This window comes from Clostridium sp. (genome assembly GCF_036642255.1).
Classification (GTDB): domain Bacteria; phylum Bacillota; class Clostridia; order Clostridiales; family Clostridiaceae; genus Clostridium_J.
The window spans coordinates 83,391-99,980 of record NZ_JAVWDJ010000009.1 but is presented as its reverse complement, the minus strand read 5'-3'; the positions used below and the strand labels follow the sequence as shown (position 1 = coordinate 99,980).

Below are 16,590 nucleotides of genomic sequence, written 5' to 3'. Positions count from 1 at the left end.
CACAATAAAATTTAAGTGGTGGCTTATTTATATAACTTGAAATTTACTGTGGAAAAGTTACTAATGGTTATTTATATTTGTAAAACCAACTATAAATAATTGGAGTGAATAAGATTATAGTTATTTACATTGAGGGTAGGTGATAAAATGGAAGAAAGATATGATGTAGCAATTATAGGAACAGGACCAGCAGGGCTAGAAGCCGCAATTAACTGTAAAATAAGAAATAAGAGTGTAATTATATTTGGTAGTAATGAGTTAAGTACTAAATTATCAAAAGCACCAAAAATTGATAATTACTTAGGATTTCATGGTATCAGCGGAAAAGATTTAAAGAAGATGTTTTTAAGCCATATTCATAGCATGGATATTTCCATTACTGAGGAAAGAATTAATGCAGTTTATGCTATGGGGGATTACTATGCTCTTATGGTTAATGAAAAAATCTATGAAGCCAAAACCTTGATATTAGCTACAGGTATTGAATATACAAAACCTTACAAAGGTGAGGAAGAATTTTTAGGAAGAGGTGTAGGTTACTGTGCTACTTGTGATGCACCGCTTTATAAAGGAAAAGATGTTGTAATTATTGCTCAAAGTGAAAGCGCCGAGGAAGAGGCCAATTATGTAAAGGAAATTTGTAATAAGCTTTATTATATCCCTTTATATAATGGAAACTATGATTTAAATAAGGATATAGAAATTATTAAGGGTAATCCACAAGAAATTAGGAATCAAGGCGATAAAAGAGAGGTTGTGCTTTCAAAGGAAACCTTAGTTGCTGATGGTGTATTCATATTAAGAGAAACAATTTCTCCTAAACAGTTGGTAGCTGGTTTAGAAGTTGAAGAAGGTCACATAAAGGTGAATAGAGATATGGCTACTAATCTAAAAGGATGTTTTGCCGCAGGTGATTGTATAGGAAAACCATATCAATATATAAAAGCTGCAGGAGAAGGTTTAGTTGCTGCTTTAAGTGCAGTTTCTTACATTGATAATATAGGCAAAAATAAATAGAGTTTCCTTATAATTAAAAGCTAAGATAAGGAGTAAACTCATGCCCGATTTGTTTTATAAAATTAATCACTAAAAAAATATTAACATTTTTAATTAAGAAGAGCGTACTTTGTACGCTCTTTTATTTTTCTATATAATTAAGAAAATTTTAATGCAAAGTATTTTAATGCTTAGGCATATAATTATTTACTTGAAGGCATCCTGAATCAAATCTATTTAGAGTATCACTTTCAAGGGATGGAATAGTAATGAAACCAACAATAAGCAACACACCAATTAGCATTTTACTCATAAAACTCATCTCCTCTTTCACTTCATATGGTAACCAATACCTTTAAAATAATACATAAAATTATCTTTTTAAGAAGTGAAATTAGAAGAGGGTATTTTAGTGGAGTTTATCTTTCTTAAATTTTCCATATTCTTTTAAAAAATCTTTGTGGTTAACTTCTACTTCACTAAATAGTTTTTTTGAATTAACATAAAGAGAATCTAAAAAATCTTCCTTTGCAGTACCTTTATTATTATGGACACTCTCAGTTGCTATGGAGTACTTAATATTTTGAAGATAGTTTTCATAGTTTGATATTGTGGCATTAAACATATCATATATTGGAGACGCCTCATTTGGAACTATCATGTCATTTAGCGAAGTAATAACATTATCAATGGTCAATATAGTTTTATCTATATTTGAAATAACTAGCTCATAACTGAGTTCATTTTTCCTAGCTCTCAAAGCATCAGGATAATAATCTGTCTTAGTATTTGTAAAAAGTAAATTAAGCTCGTCAAGCCTTGAGATGAAGTTGCTATATTGATCTACTTTAATTTCTGCTTCTTTTCTTAAGTTGCTAGAAGTTAAGCAGTAATTTATTGTATTCTCAATAGTAAGAGATAACTGTCTTCCAATAGAAAAATCAATCTTTTTTAATGAAAGTAAACTATAGTAATTGTTAGTTGTTTCCTCATAGCTTTTTAAATCTTTAGCAGCTTTCTCTATATCTTTACCAGTTGGATTATTAAGCATAGCTTCTATTTGCTGAAGAATTAAGATATTGCTTTCAATGCCCTTAAGTAAATTGTTATAATTGCTATCATTATCCACGGGAGGATTACTGATTAAATCATTTCTTATAGCGTTCAAGTCTGAGTTGATATTAGTTAATTTTTTTTGAGCTTTATTTTTATCTATTGAATCAGAGGTGGTGAAATCTTTACATTCATCGTTTGTGTCTTGAATCTTAGAAATGGAATTAACCAGATATCTATCATATCCTTTATATCCAGTTTTACTAAAAAAACTATAACTTAATAAAAATAAACCTATTCCCACCGCAAAAAAAGCTAAATACTTTGCAGCAATTTGAAGCTTTTGTAAATTTTCTTTTTCCATGTATACTTTTCCCCCTTTATAATCTAAAGTATATAGTTGTATTTATTTTTTTTATAAGTAAAAAACTTAATTTCTTAATTCTTTATATTATAAATATTAGAGAAATATTCATATTAATTAATTTAGTACGAATATAATTATTAGAATGTATTATAAATAACATTATTAGTGTATAATTATATTAGATATGAGTAAGAGGTGATAGCTGCATGAATGGGCTTAATATAGTACTTAATAGCTTAAAAGGTTTTAGTCTTAATGCACTAGTTGATATTTTAGTGGTATCATATATTTTTTATAAGGGATATAGTTTGATAAAAGAAACTAGAGCAGAACAGTTATTAAAGGGAATTATTTTAATATTTCTCTTAATACCAATAAGCGACTTTTTCAATTTGAATATGCTTCTGTGGATTTTGGAAAAAACTATTACAATCAGTGTAATTTCCATTATAATCATATTCCAACCAGAGATACGAAAGGCATTAGAACATATTGGTAGAACTTCCTTTATGGATAAAATTATTTATGAAGATGAAGAAGTAATGCAGGGTGTAATAAATGAGATTGCGGATGCTGTTGAAGTTCTTTCAGAAGAGAAAACAGGAGCATTAATTGTGATTGAGCAAAAAACTGGACTTAGTGACATAATTAACACTGGGACAAAAATTGATGCGGAAGTGTCCTCGGCACTCTTGCAAAATATATTTGTGGTTAACACGCCACTTCATGATGGAGCCACAATTATAAGAAATGACCGTATTATAGCAGCAGGGTGTTTCTTGCCCTTGACTAATAATGATAAGCTCAATAAACAATTGGGCACTAGGCATAGAGCAGGTATTGGAGTTACTGAAATTACTGATTCTTTAACCATAATTGTTTCGGAGGAAACAGGAGTTATATCCTTAGCAGTAAACGGAAGGTTATTAAGGAACTATGATAAGGAAAAACTAAAAACCATATTGGTAAGAATTATGAAAAGTAGGCAAACCAAGAAAATTTCCTTAAAAGAGAGGGTTAGGGCATGGATAATCAAAAAAGACAAGATATCTTAATAAAAGTCTGCTGTGTTATAGCATCCTTAGCATTATGGGTATATATCCGTACCAGTGAAAACCCTGTTATAAACCAAACTATTAGATATGTGCCTATAACAGTTGTCAATGAAGAGGTTCTTTCGGAAACTGGCCTAACTCTAGTACCAAATCAAGAATTTACAGTTAGTTTAACAATAAAGGGACCAAGTTCAGTAATTGATAACATAGATAAAAATAAGGATTTTAACCTAGAAGCAGATTTAGGTAAATATGCATTAAAATCCGGAGAAAACTGGATTCCCGTAGAAATAAAACAGGCACCAAGTAATGTAACGATTTTAAATCAAGAGGGAGTTTCAACAAAGGTTAACCTAGACTCCTTAGTTTCTAAAGATGTAAGTGTTATTCCTAATATGGTTGGAACCACTGCAGAAGGATTTCATGCCGAGAACCCAACAATTTCATCACAAATTGTAGTAGTTTCAGGTGGGAAAACTTATATAGATAAGGTAGCTAACATAGTAGCGAATATAGATATAACTAATGCTAATGTGGACATAAATAAAACTATACAGTTAAAGGCAGTGGATGCAGAGGGTAAAGAAGTTCAAAATGTAAAGGTTTCTCCAGAATATGCTCAGGTTAATGTTTCTATAAAAAAGGGTAAAGAAGTAGATATTGAAGCAGTAACTACTGGAGGTACAACAACTGGAGCATCTGTAGAATCTATAGAAATAATACCAAGAAAAATAGAAGTGATAGGAAACAATGATATTATAGATCAATTAAATTCAATTTCTACTGAACCTATCGATTTGAGTAAAGTCAGTGGAGATACAACTATAGAAGTTAAACTAAAATTACCACAAGGAGTAACACTTGTTAAACCAGATACCGTTGTAAAAGTGAAGCTTACATTAAAAAAACCTTCCCAAAAGACTTTTAAAATTACAATTAAAACTAAAAATTCAGGAACTGATTTAGCCGCAACCTTAGATAAGACTACAGTTGATGTAGTGCTATCAGCTATGGAAACGGAGTTAAACAAAATTACTGAGACTACTTTGGTTGCTACAGTAGATTTGAATGGCTTAAGTGAAGGTGATCATAATGTTCCATTGGTGATTTCAGGCATACCAGGTAATGTACAAAAGGTATCACAATCTGTTACAGAAGTTAAAGTTTCAATAAAGAAAACTGCGGAGGTAATCAACGATAATGTCAATTAAAGTAAATAATATAGTACTAGATATAGAAGAAGATATAGAAGAGTTAAAGGCAAAGGTTGAAAAGAAGTTAAATATTAAACAAGGGCAAATAAAAAATTTTAAAATAGTTAAAGAGTCTATTGATGCTAGGAAGAAAAATGCAATAAAGATGAACTATTCCGTAGAAGTAGTTTGTGAAAATGAAGGAAAGATAGTATCAAAGGTCAACGATAAGGATGTAAAAATTCAAGAGAAAACTTATAATGCTGAGTTTCAATTTGGAACTAAAAAAATGAACGAGAGACCAATAATTGTGGGTATGGGGCCAGCAGGATTGTTTGCTGGCCTTCTTATGGCTCAAAAGGGATATAAGCCTTTAATTATTGAAAGAGGAGAAGATGTTGATGCAAGAACCGAGAGCATCAATAAATTTTGGAATAGCAGAGAATTAAACGTTGATTCAAATGTGCAATTTGGAGAAGGTGGAGCAGGGACTTTCTCAGATGGTAAATTAACTACAAGAATTAAGGACAATAGATGTGATTATGTGTTAGATGAATTTATAAATGCCGGAGCTCCAGAGGAAATTGCATATATAGGAAAACCACATATTGGCACAGACATACTTAAAGTAGTAGTTAAAAACATTAGAGAAACCATTAAAAGCCTTGGCGGAGAAGTAAGGTTTTCAAGCAAGCTTGAGGATATTATTATTAAGGATAATAAGTTAAAAGAAATTGTGGTTAATGGAGAAAAAATACCTTGTGAAAATTTAATATTATCCATAGGTCATAGTGCTAGGGATACCTATGAAATGTTATTTAAACGTGGAATATTTATGTCACCTAAACCTTTTGCTATTGGTGCAAGAATAGAGCATCTTCAAAACCTTATAGATGAAAATCAATATGGCAGATATGCAACGCATCCAAAACTTAGAGCTGCAGATTATAGATTAAGCTATACCAGTACAAAGTTAGATAGATCTATTTACAGCTTTTGCATGTGTCCAGGTGGTCACGTGGTAGCAGCTGCCTCTGAAGAAAAAACAGTAGTAGTAAATGGAATGAGTTACTATAAAAGAGATGGGGAAAATGCTAACTCAGCTATAGTGGTTTCTGTAGGACCAAAGGATTTCCCTTCTGATCATCCACTAGCGGGAATAGAGTTTCAAAGACATTATGAAAGTCTTGCTTATAAAGTTGGTGGAGAAAATTACAATGCTCCAGCACAATTAGTAGGAGACTTTTTAAAAGATAAAAAATCTACTAAATTTGGAAGCGTAAAGCCTACTTATTCTCCAGACATAACTTTTGGTAATCTGAAACAATGTTTACCAGCTTATGTAATAGAAGCGTTAAAAGAAGCTTTACCTGTATTTGATAATAAGATTAAAGGTTATGCTGATAATAATGCAATACTTACAGGAATAGAAACAAGAACTTCTGCACCTGTAAGAATTGATAGAAATGAAAATCTTCAAAGTATATCAGTTAATGGACTTTATCCTTGTGGTGAAGGTGCAGGATATGCTGGGGGAATAGTATCAGCCGCTGTTGACGGGTTAAAGGTTGCAGAAACTATAATGAAGGAATTTACAGCGCCTAAATAAATCCCATAGATTTTAGATTGCATAAAGTAAGTGTTAGTTATTAGAATAATAGTATCTAGATAATATGAAATACAATGTTTTCAAAAGGCTTTAATAAATTATAAGCAAAATTTAAATATGAAAAGTTTAAAAAGGGATATAGAAAAACCCTATTACGTAAATTATATTAAATATAGAACCTATCTTTATGTGAAGAGGTATGAAAATTAGATTTATTAATTTAATTTCATGCCTTTTTCTGTTGAATATTGTTGACCTTTGCAAAAAAGTTCTAAGAAATTTCATTGAAATATTATTAGGACACTAAAGTTATCTTAAAATAATAGGAAATATTTCTTTAATATACGAATAAATGCCTATAAGTTAAAAATAAAACGTATTTAATTTTTAACTTATTTATAATATCCTTGATATTGATAATGATTATTTGTTAAAATGTACTTGGGGAAAGCTTTAAGCTTATTTTAAGATTAGTAATGTATTATTAGCAGAGAATTTTAGTAGAAAGATTTCTAAGTCTATATTCAATGTTAACGTATTCATAACTTGAAAGTGCATTGGGCATTTAAAAAAATAACTAGTCAGTATGATAATGAATTTAGCCATATCTTATGTCAGAGACATGATGAGTCAGCAGACCTTATTTATAGCATAATTATCAATAGAACCTGTTTGTGCATACAAGTTTACTTGTGCTCATAGGTAAACTTATACTCATAAAACATCTGTGGCATCCTTGACTTGTTATTTAATTTCAGATACCTAATCAAATTTATGGGGGTTTTAAAATGGGGAAAAAAAATTATATATTAGCAATTAATCCAGGTTCTACATCTACAAAGATAGCAATTTATCAGGAAGAAACATGTATCGTAGATAAAAACTTATCTCATAGTGCTGAAGAAGTAAAAAAATATGAACATATATACGATCAAAAAGATATGAGATCAGAAGTGATACTTAACTGGTTAGAAGAAAATAATATAGAACTACAGGATTTAGTAGCAGTAGTTGGTAGAGGTGGACTTTTAAGACCAATGCCAGGCGGTACATATAATGTTAGTGAAAAGATGATAGAAGATCTTAAGGAAGGCTATCAAGGTCAGCATGCTTCAAACTTAGGTGGAATCATAGCTCATGAAATTGCTAAGAAAGCTAAATTGCCTGCATACATAGTTGACCCTGTGGCAGTAGATGAAATTGAAGATGTATCAAGAATATCTGGAATTCCAGATATTACTAGACGCTCGTTAGTTCATGCTTTAAATGTTAAGGCAGTAACTCGAAGAGTTTGTCAAAGAAAAGGCTTAGATCTTAACAATAGTAGCTTTGTAGTAGCTCATATTGGAGGGGGGATTACTGTATCTCCAGTGAAAAATGGAAGGCTATTAGACTGTAATAATGCTAATGAAGATGGTCCATTTTCACCAGAAAGAACTGGAGGGTTACCTGTAGGAGATTTAGTAAAACTTGCTTTCAGTGGGAAATACACCTTGACAGAACTTAAGAATAAGATAACAAGACAAGGCGGACTTGTAGCATACCTAGGCACTAATGATGGTAGAATTGTAGATAAAAGAATAGAAGAAGGGGACAAGGAAGCAGAACTAATATTCAAGGCTATGGCATATCAACTTGCAAAGGAAATTGGAGCAATGGCTACAACTCTTTGTGGGAAGGTAGATGCTATTATCCTAACTGGAGGGCTTGCACACAATAAAAGATTAACAGCATGGATAAGTGAATATGTGAGCTTTATAGCACCAGTGGAACTAGTTCCTGGTGAAGATGAGATGATTGCTCTTGCCCAAGGTGCACTAAGAGTGGTTCAAGGATTAGAAAATGCTAAAGTTTACGAAAATGAAGTTAAAATCTAACTATATTTTGTAAGGTTAAATTTTCACTATATATTTTTATTAGGTACACTTATACATATGAAAGAATATGATGGATAGGTTTAAAGATATTAAGTGGGAGTTATATTATATAAAAAACTTTGGTAGAAGTTAGCTCTACTTTGAAGTTGTAACACAAAAATAACCTTTTAATTATTTAACATAAGTTAAGGGAGGTCTCAAAATGATTAGAACATTTGATGAAGTAATACAAAAAGTAAAATCTCAAAAAATGAAAACTGTTGCAGTAGCAGTAGCTCAAGATGAGCCAGTATTAGAAGCTGTAAGAGATGCAAAGGCTAATGGAATAGCAAATGCAATACTTGTAGGAGATAAAGAAGAAATAGTTAAAATAGCAAACAATATTAAAATGAATATTGATGAGTTTGAAATTATTGATGTTAAAGATATCAATGCTGCGGCATTAGAAGCAGTGAAACTTGTATCCAGCGGAAGAGCTGATATGATGATGAAAGGACTTGTAGATACTGCAACCTTCCTAAGAGCTGTTTTAAATAAAGAAGTAGGATTAAGAACTGGAAAGCAAATGTCTCATATAGCGGTATTTGAGGTGCCAGGTTATGATAGATTATTATTTATAACTGATGCTGCTTTTAATATGTATCCAGAATTAAAGGAAAAAGTTGATATAATCAAAAATGCGGTACAAGTAGCTCATGCTCTAGACATAGAAATGCCAAAGGTTGCACCTATTTGTGCAGTTGAGGTGGTTAACCCAGCAATGCCAGCAACCTTAGATGCAGCAAATCTTTCTAAAATGAGTGAAAGAGGCCAAATAAAAGGTTGTATTATCGATGGACCATTAGCTCTTGATAATGCACTTTCTGAAGAAGCAGCTCATCATAAGAAAATATCAGGGCCAGTGGCTGGAAAAGCTGATATTTTACTAATGGCTAACATTGAAGCAGGTAATGCAATGTATAAATGCTTAACATATACAACAAACTCTAATAGTGGTGGATTACTTGCAGGAGCAGCTGCACCAGTTATAGTAACTTCAAGAGCAGACTCTCCAGAAACAAAAATGAATTCTATTGCACTAGCTGCACTTGTTGCAGAAGCAAAATAATAGGGGGAACATAAGATGGCTTATAGATTATTAATGTTGAATCCAGGTTCAACTTCTACAAAAATTGGTGTTTATGAAGATGAAAAAGAAATATTAATTGAGACTTTAAGACACTCAGCTGAAGAAATTGGTCAATATGCAACTATAGTTGATCAAATTGACTTTAGAAAGAATGTTATTTTAGATGTGTTAAAAGATAAGAATTTTGACATAACAACATTAAGTGCAGTAGTAGGTAGAGGTGGACTCTTAAAACCTATCGAAGGCGGTACTTATGCTGTTAATGATGCTATGCTTGAAGATTTAAGAGTGGGTGTATTAGGACAACACGCTTCAAATATAGGTGGAATAATAGCAAATGAAATAGCAAAAGGATTAGATATTCCAGCATATATTGTTGACCCAGTAGTAGTAGATGAATTAGACGAGATAGCAAGAGTATCAGGTATGCCAGAAATCGAAAGAGTTAGTATATTCCATGCATTAAATCAAAAAGCAGTTGCTAAGAGATATGCAAAGGAAGTTAAGAATGATTATAGTGAATTAAATCTAATAGTTGCTCACCTAGGTGGTGGAATATCTGTTGGAGCTCATAAAGCAGGTAGAGTTGTAGATGTTAACAATGCATTAGATGGAGAAGGTCCATTCTCACCTGAAAGAAGTGGTGGACTTCCAGTTGGAGATTTAGTTAAACTTTGCTTCAGTGGAAAATATAGTGAAGGTGAAATCAAAAAAATGATTACAGGTAAAGGCGGAATAGTTGCATACCTTGGAACAAATGATGCTAAAGCTGTAGATGATAGAGCTGCTGCTGGAGATAAAGAAGCTAAATTAATCTTCGAGGCAATGGGATATCAAGTAGCTAAAGAAATAGGTAAAGCTGCAGCAGTTTTAAGTGGTAAGGTTGATGCAATCATTCTTACTGGTGGAATTGCTTACTCTAAGAATCTTGTAAGCTACATCAAAGAAAGAGTTGAATTCATTTCTCAAGTTGTAGTTTACCCAGGAGAAGATGAAATCTTAGCTCTTGCAGAAGGTGGTTTAAGAGTATTAAGAGGAGAAGAAACTGCTAAAGAATATAAATAAGGCATCCATAGTAAAATAACAAATGAAAAACCTTCATTTGTTATTTTACAAGATGACTAACTAAAAAAGGGTGATATAAATGAGTAGAATTAGGGTTTTTACAGGACATTTCGGAAGTGGTAAAACAGAAATTGCAATAAATTATGCTATAAGCCTAGCAAAGCAAGGAAAGAAAGTAGCAATTGTTGATTTAGACATAGTAAACCCTTATTTCTGCGTTAGAGATCTTAGAAACATGTTAGGAGAATATGGCATTCGTGTGATTTCTTCTAATCCTGATTTTGTAAATGCAGAACTTATGGTAGTTCCAGCAGAAGTAATTGCTGTGTTTAATGATAAGAGCTATGATGTAGTATTTGATGTTGGCGGAGATGGTGCAGGGTCAATAGCCCTTGGACAATACAATAGATTCTTTAAAGAAGAACCATATGACATGTATTTTGTTGTAAACCAAAATAGACCATTTACATCCAATGATAAAGATACAAAAGAGTTTATTCATGAAATAGAAAAAGCATCAAGACTTAAAGCAACACATTTAATTTCAAACACAAATTTATCCTATGAAACAACTTCAGAACACATAATAAAAGGTGATGAAGTAGTTTCAAAGCTTTCCAAAGAACTAAACTTGCCACATGCTTATACAGTTTGCACTGTGGATAAAGTGGAAGAAGTAAAAGAAAAAGTTCATGGAGAAATATTCCCTATAGAAATTTTCATGCTACCACCATGGAGAAAATGGGAAGAGTAGCATTGCAAACTAATGGAATAGTTGCAATTGTTAAATATTTATGACTAGTTTGACACTGAAGGTGTCAACTAGTAAAATAAAGTTGTACGAGCATATACTAGCTTTATAGGTTAACATAAAAATCGCTTCATAGTTTAAGGAGGTAGAAGTTATGTCAAGAGTATTCTTTAGAGAAGAAAGATGTAAAGGTTGCGGTCACTGTATCGTTGTATGCCCTAAAAAAATAATTAGCTTTTCTGAAAAGTTAAATGTAAAGGGTTACCATCCAGCAACAGTAACTGAAGAGAAAATGTCTGAATGTATCGGCTGTGCTTCCTGTGGCAAAATGTGCCCAGATCTTGTAATCACAGTTGAAAAATCATAAGGAGGTTGTACCCATGTCAGAAAAAGTATTAATGAAGGGTAATGAAGCTATTGGTGAGGCTGCCATTAAAGCTGGCTGTCAGTGCTTCTTTGGATATCCAATAACACCACAAACAGAAATTTCAGCATATCTTTCAAGACAAATGCCAAAAATCGGAAGAGTATTTCTTCAAGCTGAAAGTGAAGTTGCAGCTATAAACATGGTTTATGGAGCAGCAGGAACAGGAGTAAGATGTATGACATCTTCAAGTTCTCCAGGAATAAGCTTAAAAGCAGAAGGTATATCTTATATAGCGGGTGCTGAGCTACCTTGTGTAATCGTAAACATAGTTAGAGGAGGCCCGGGATTAGGCGGAATTCAACCTGCACAATCAGATTACTTCCAAGCAACTAAAGGGGGAGCTCATGGTGATTTTAACATGCCTGTTTATGCACCAGCTTCAATACAAGAAATGGTTGACTTAGTTCAAGATGGTTTTGATGTAGCTGATATGTACAGAACTCCTGTTATGATCATGGGAGATGGTATGCTTGGACAAATGATGGAGCCAGTAGAGTTTAAAGAAAGAGCACCTAAAGCTCTTCCAGAAAAAACTTGGGCTGCAAATGGTTTAAGAGGAAGAAAACAGCACAACGTTGTTAACTCTTTATATCTTGCACCAGAAGGATTAGAAAAGCACAATGAGCATCTTCAAGAAAAATATAAAGCTATAAAAGAAAATGAAGTTAAATATGAATTATATAATTGTGATAGAGAAAATGATTTAGTTATGGTAGCTTACGGAACAACATCAAGAATTTGCAAAAATGTTGTTAAGTTAGCTGAAAAAGAAGGTATAAAGCTTGGACTTATAAGACCAATAACATTATGGCCATACCCAGCTGAAGCTTTCGAGAAAACAATAAACAATACTAAGCTTGGATACCTTTCAGTGGAGTTAAGCTGTGGACAAATGGTTGAAGATGTAAGACTTTCTGTTGAAGGAAGAAAACCTGTTCACTTCTTTGGAAGATCTGGTGGAATGGTTCCAAACCCATCTGAGATTTTAGAAAATGTTAAGAAAATTGTAGGAGGTGCTAGATAATGGCTATAGTTTTTGAACCAACTAAAGCAATGTTAGACGTACCTACCCATTACTGCCCAGGATGTACTCATGGAACAATCCACAGATTAGTGGGAGAAGTATTAGAAGAATTAGGAGTTTTAGATAAAGCAATTGGAGTTGCACCAGTTGGATGTTCAGTTTTAGCATATGACTATTTTGCTTGTGACATGTTCCAAGCAGCACACGGAAGAGCGCCAGCAGTAGCAACAGGAATAAAAAGATCAAACCCAGATGCAGTAGTATTCACATACCAAGGAGATGGAGACCTCGCTGCTATAGGAACAGCTGAAATAGTTCATGCTGCAACTAGAGGAGAAAATATGGTTACAATCTTCGTAAACAACTGTATTTACGGAATGACTGGTGGACAAATGGCTCCAACAACACTTCCAGGACAAGTTACAGAAACTTCACCATATGGAAGAGATGTAAAAACACAAGGACATCCAATAAGAGTGTCTGAAATGATAGCTACATTAGATGGAGCTTGCTATGTTGAAAGAGTTTCATCTGACAGTGTTCCTAATGTTGCAAAAACTAAGAAAGCTATAAAGAAAGCTTTCCAAAATGCAATAGATGGAAAAGGTTTCTCTTTAATTGAAGTACTATCAATATGCCCAACAAACTGGGGATTATCACCAAATGAGTCAATGAAATGGTTAAGAGATAACATGATGCCATTCTACACTCTAGGTGTTAAAAAAGATACTACTGAGGAGGTAAAGTAATATGGCATCACAAGAAATAATCTTTGCAGGATTCGGTGGACAAGGAATATTATCCATGGGAAAATTCTTAGCTTATGCTGGAATGGATGCTAATATGAACGTTTCCTGGTTACCATCTTACGGCCCAGAAATGCGTGGAGGAACTGCTAACTGTTCAGTTATACTTACTGATGATCAAGTAGGATCTCCAATAGTAACTATGCCAACATCTGTTGTAGTTATGAATAGACCATCTCTTGATAAGTTTGAAAAAGACTTAGTTAAAGGTGGATTATTGATAATCGATAGCGACCTAGTTGATAGAGAGCCAGTGAGAGAAGATGTTGAAATAATAAAAATACCAGCTCAAACTGAAGCAGCTAATCTAGGAAGCAAGCAAATAGCAAACATGGTTCTTTTGGGAGCATTAGTTGCTAAAACAAACATAGTTTCTATGGATGTTTTACTTCAATCTCTAAGAGATCATGGAAAAGAAAAATTCTTTGAGGTTAACAGAAAAGCCCTAGAAGTAGGAGCTTCATACGTTAAATAGATTTTAAAATAACCCCTCATTTTTGAGGGGTTTAATTTTTTTATAACAGAATTGCAAAAATTTCAAGCGCTAAAGTAGTGCAGAGGTAAGTATAAGAATTCAAATAAACATTAAAAATTAAGTCTTTATACAATAATAGTAATATATTATGATAAGATTAAATAACAATACTATTAAGGGTGGGTGAAAATGGATAAATTTTATGAGATATTAATCTATACTGGATTATTTGTGAATACTTTAGGATTTATTTTAATGTATGTGGATAAAAAAAGGGCTATAAAACATAAATGGAGAATTAGTGAAAATACCCTAATGATAGTTGCCTTTCTTCTTGGGAGCTTAGGAGTATATCTTGGAATGACTGTATTTAGGCATAAGACAAAACATTTAAAATTTAAAGTGTTCGTGCCGGTATTTTTGATAATACATATTTGTTTAATAATTTATTTAAGTTCAATTGTATTTTAATAAATACCAGTTGTATTATGATTAGATGAAAGTTATAAGTGTTATTGTTTAATCTAAAGATAAGAATTTTCTTGTCTTTTTTTTATTGAAGAATAATTCTCAAGCTTAAGTAACATAGTAATTTATAATGGCTATGAAATGTATAAGTGAAATATGAAAATAAATTAATATAGTGAACATTATTAATATTGATATTAATTTAATTTATTTAATTAATAATATTAATTAAGGTAGTTAAGTTTTATATTCACAAACTCAAAAGGATGTAATATAATTATATTAATGGATAAAACCAGATTTAGGAAAGTTGGTATATGGTGCAATTCCAAGGTTTAACAAAAGCTTTTAATTATATTTTGGTTGAGAGGGTCTCATCCTCTTTTAGTGAATTCTCTATTTGAAGAGTAGATTTTAGTGAAGTTAAACATTCTTATAGAAGGTATTGTAGAAAAGTATCTTGTTTATAAGTTCACTTAAGAGAATTAAATTTATATTTATTAGATTAACTGCTATGAATGAAAAGTTTTTAATATGCAGGATAATAAATAAAAGAAAAATAATAATATATATTTACAACGTAACAATGTTATGTTACACTGGTATCATAGTAGTAAAACAATGTTACGTTAAAGTGTAAAATATTTAAAGTAATCTATATAAACATTATATAAATGGAGGGTTATCATGATAAATAACGAGCAAGTTGGTTCATTAAGGATTTCTGGAAGTGGAAGTGTAAATGGTGGTAAATACGACGAGGTATCAATAAGTGGAAGTGGCAAAGTTTTTGGAGACTTGGAGTGCAACACCTTCAAAATAAGTGGTAGTGGGAAAGTAGAGGGAAATATAACTACAAATGATTTTAAGATTAGTGGAAGTGGAACTATTGCTGGATCATTAAACTGTACAGAAGGAAAAATTAGTGGAAGCGGTAAGATAACTTCAGATGTGAAAGCAGATAATTTTAAAATCAGTGGTAGTGGAAAAATTGAAGGAGATTTTAGAGGAAGAGATTTTGGGATATCAGGATCAGGAACTATATTAGGCGGAATTTATGGTGAGAACATTAGGGTATCAGGATCAGCTACAGTGGAGAAAAATATGGAAGGTGAACTGGTAGAAATAAGTGGAAGTTTCAGAGTGGGTGGAATGATTAACGCAGATGAGGTGTATATCCATGTTGGTGGAGACAGCTCAGTTGAGGAAATTGGATCAACGAAAGTTATTGTAAGCGAAAGGCCTATTAACAATAATGGTTTATTGGGATGGCTTACAAAGACCTTTGGAAATAATTATGGATACCTAAAAGTAAAATCTATTGAAGCAGATGAAATTAAATTAGAAAATACCATAGCAGAAGTAGTGAGAGGAGAAAACATTACTATTGGAAATGGCTGTAGAATTAAAGTGGTAGAGTATTCAGGAGAGTTGAAAGTAGAAGATAATGCTGTAATAGAGGAAACAAGAAAGATATAAAATAAATTCAATATAAAACATTGTTATGTTATAAGTTTATCTTTCATAACTAACCTTAATTATACAATGTTTTTAAGTTAAAAATTAATAAACATGATAAATTACATTTAATTTATCACAAGGAGACGTTGCTAGCTATGGATGAAGAATTAATCTCAAAAAAAGATATATTAAGTGTCACTGGAATATCTTATGGACAGCTTTATAGATGGAAAAGAAAAAATTTAATTCCTGAAGAGTGGTTCATTAAAAAATCAAGCTTTACAGGCCAGGAAACATATTTTCCTAAAGATAAAATATTAGATAGGATTAATAAAATTATTTCTTTAAAGGATGATATGCCACTAGATGACCTTGCCAATATGTTTTCTACAAAAATTGATGTGGAAAATGTTAGCGAAGAAGTCCTTATAAGCAATAAAGCAATATCAAGTGAGGCTTTAGATATATATAAAAATTTATATGGTGAGCAGAAGATTTATAGTTTTAAAGCAATACTGTCTATGAGTATTCTTGACAATACCCTAATTAAGGGGGATATAACCATAGATGAAGGAAAGTTAATGGTTGATACTATAATGGATAATTATGAAACTCTTCAAGGAAATCACGGAACAATTATTTTAGCAAGAAAGCTTGGAGTTTCAATGTGTGTTGGCGTAACTAATGAAAGTGAAATCATTATTGATAAGAATGCTAGAATTGTAGTGAAAATTTCTTTAGCAAAATTTATTGAAAAATTAAAGCTTAAGGTTGTGTAAGTAAGTTTCAATAAAAATCATGGAACTTAAATCTCATAAATAAAGAATTAATAGA

General features: G+C 32.0%; 17 protein-coding genes. 15 read left to right on the top strand and 2 right to left on the bottom strand.

Features of this window, described 5'->3' with window-relative positions:
* Nucleotides 1-147 precede the first annotated feature (147 nt).
* Entirely contained in the window at nt 148-1,017 is an 870-nt protein-coding gene (locus tag RR409_RS07175; protein ID WP_332557057.1) for an NAD(P)/FAD-dependent oxidoreductase, read from the top strand.
* Between the two features lie 163 nt (nt 1,018-1,180).
* On the opposite strand, the gene RR409_RS07170 is transcribed toward RR409_RS07175, so the two are convergent.
* Entirely contained in the window at nt 1,181-1,309 is a 129-nt protein-coding gene (locus tag RR409_RS07170; RefSeq protein WP_332557056.1) for a hypothetical protein, read from the bottom strand.
* Nucleotides 1,310-1,405: 96 nt separating this feature from the next.
* Complete coding sequence (locus RR409_RS07165; RefSeq protein WP_332557055.1) at nt 1,406-2,413, bottom strand: hypothetical protein; 1,008 nt, start codon at nt 2,411-2,413, stop codon at nt 1,406-1,408.
* 209 nt (nt 2,414-2,622) lie between these two features.
* Between RR409_RS07165 and cdaA the strand changes: the two genes are divergently transcribed.
* From cdaA to RR409_RS07095, 14 genes are all read left to right on the top strand, one after another.
* On the top strand, nt 2,623-3,471 hold the full coding sequence (cdaA, locus tag RR409_RS07160) for a diadenylate cyclase CdaA (RefSeq protein ID WP_332557054.1): 849 nt from the start codon (nt 2,623-2,625) through the stop codon (nt 3,469-3,471).
* Complete coding sequence (locus tag RR409_RS07155) at nt 3,441-4,682, top strand: CdaR family protein (RefSeq protein ID WP_332557053.1); 1,242 nt, start codon at nt 3,441-3,443, stop codon at nt 4,680-4,682. Before cdaA ends, RR409_RS07155 begins: the two co-directional genes overlap by 31 nt.
* Nucleotides 4,672-6,273, top strand: coding sequence for an NAD(P)/FAD-dependent oxidoreductase (locus tag RR409_RS07150; RefSeq protein ID WP_332557052.1), 1,602 nt, complete (start codon nt 4,672-4,674; stop codon nt 6,271-6,273). Before RR409_RS07155 ends, RR409_RS07150 begins: the two co-directional genes overlap by 11 nt.
* 788 nt (nt 6,274-7,061) lie before the next feature.
* Nucleotides 7,062-8,150 (top strand): butyrate kinase, encoded by a 1,089-nt coding sequence (gene buk / locus RR409_RS07145; protein ID WP_332557051.1) that lies wholly within the window; start codon nt 7,062-7,064, stop codon nt 8,148-8,150.
* A gap of 202 nt (nt 8,151-8,352) precedes the next feature.
* The gene (gene ptb, locus RR409_RS07140) at nt 8,353-9,258 is read left to right on the top strand and encodes a phosphate butyryltransferase (protein ID WP_332557050.1); all 906 of its coding nucleotides are present in this window, start codon (nt 8,353-8,355) and stop codon (nt 9,256-9,258) included.
* A 15-nt stretch (nt 9,259-9,273) separates the two neighbouring features.
* Complete coding sequence (buk, locus tag RR409_RS07135) at nt 9,274-10,344, top strand: butyrate kinase (RefSeq protein WP_332557049.1); 1,071 nt, start codon at nt 9,274-9,276, stop codon at nt 10,342-10,344.
* Between the two features lie 79 nt (nt 10,345-10,423).
* Nucleotides 10,424-11,098, top strand: coding sequence for a P-loop NTPase (locus RR409_RS07130; protein ID WP_332557048.1), 675 nt, complete (start codon nt 10,424-10,426; stop codon nt 11,096-11,098).
* A gap of 151 nt (nt 11,099-11,249) precedes the next feature.
* Nucleotides 11,250-11,462, top strand: coding sequence for a 4Fe-4S dicluster domain-containing protein (locus RR409_RS07125; RefSeq protein ID WP_332557047.1), 213 nt, complete (start codon nt 11,250-11,252; stop codon nt 11,460-11,462).
* 13 nt (nt 11,463-11,475) lie between these two features.
* Nucleotides 11,476-12,546 carry a 3-methyl-2-oxobutanoate dehydrogenase subunit VorB gene (locus tag RR409_RS07120; protein ID WP_332557046.1) on the top strand — a complete coding sequence of 357 codons (1,071 nt, stop codon included), beginning with the start codon at nt 11,476-11,478 and terminating at the stop codon, nt 12,544-12,546.
* Nucleotides 12,546-13,295 carry a thiamine pyrophosphate-dependent enzyme gene (locus tag RR409_RS07115; RefSeq protein WP_332557045.1) on the top strand — a complete coding sequence of 250 codons (750 nt, stop codon included), beginning with the start codon at nt 12,546-12,548 and terminating at the stop codon, nt 13,293-13,295. Before RR409_RS07120 ends, RR409_RS07115 begins: the two co-directional genes overlap by 1 nt.
* Before the next feature lies 1 nt (nt 13,296).
* On the top strand, nt 13,297-13,827 hold the full coding sequence (locus RR409_RS07110) for a 2-oxoacid:acceptor oxidoreductase family protein (protein WP_332557044.1): 531 nt from the start codon (nt 13,297-13,299) through the stop codon (nt 13,825-13,827).
* Nucleotides 13,828-14,016: 189 nt separating this feature from the next.
* Nucleotides 14,017-14,298, top strand: coding sequence for a DUF1294 domain-containing protein (locus RR409_RS07105; RefSeq protein WP_332557043.1), 282 nt, complete (start codon nt 14,017-14,019; stop codon nt 14,296-14,298).
* A gap of 684 nt (nt 14,299-14,982) precedes the next feature.
* Entirely contained in the window at nt 14,983-15,774 is a 792-nt protein-coding gene (locus RR409_RS07100; protein ID WP_332557042.1) for a polymer-forming cytoskeletal protein, read from the top strand.
* A gap of 137 nt (nt 15,775-15,911) precedes the next feature.
* Nucleotides 15,912-16,535: a YhbD family protein gene (locus tag RR409_RS07095; RefSeq protein WP_332557041.1), complete on the top strand. Its 624-nt coding sequence runs from the start codon at nt 15,912-15,914 to the stop codon at nt 16,533-16,535.
* The last annotated feature ends 55 nt before the right edge of the window (nt 16,536-16,590 follow it).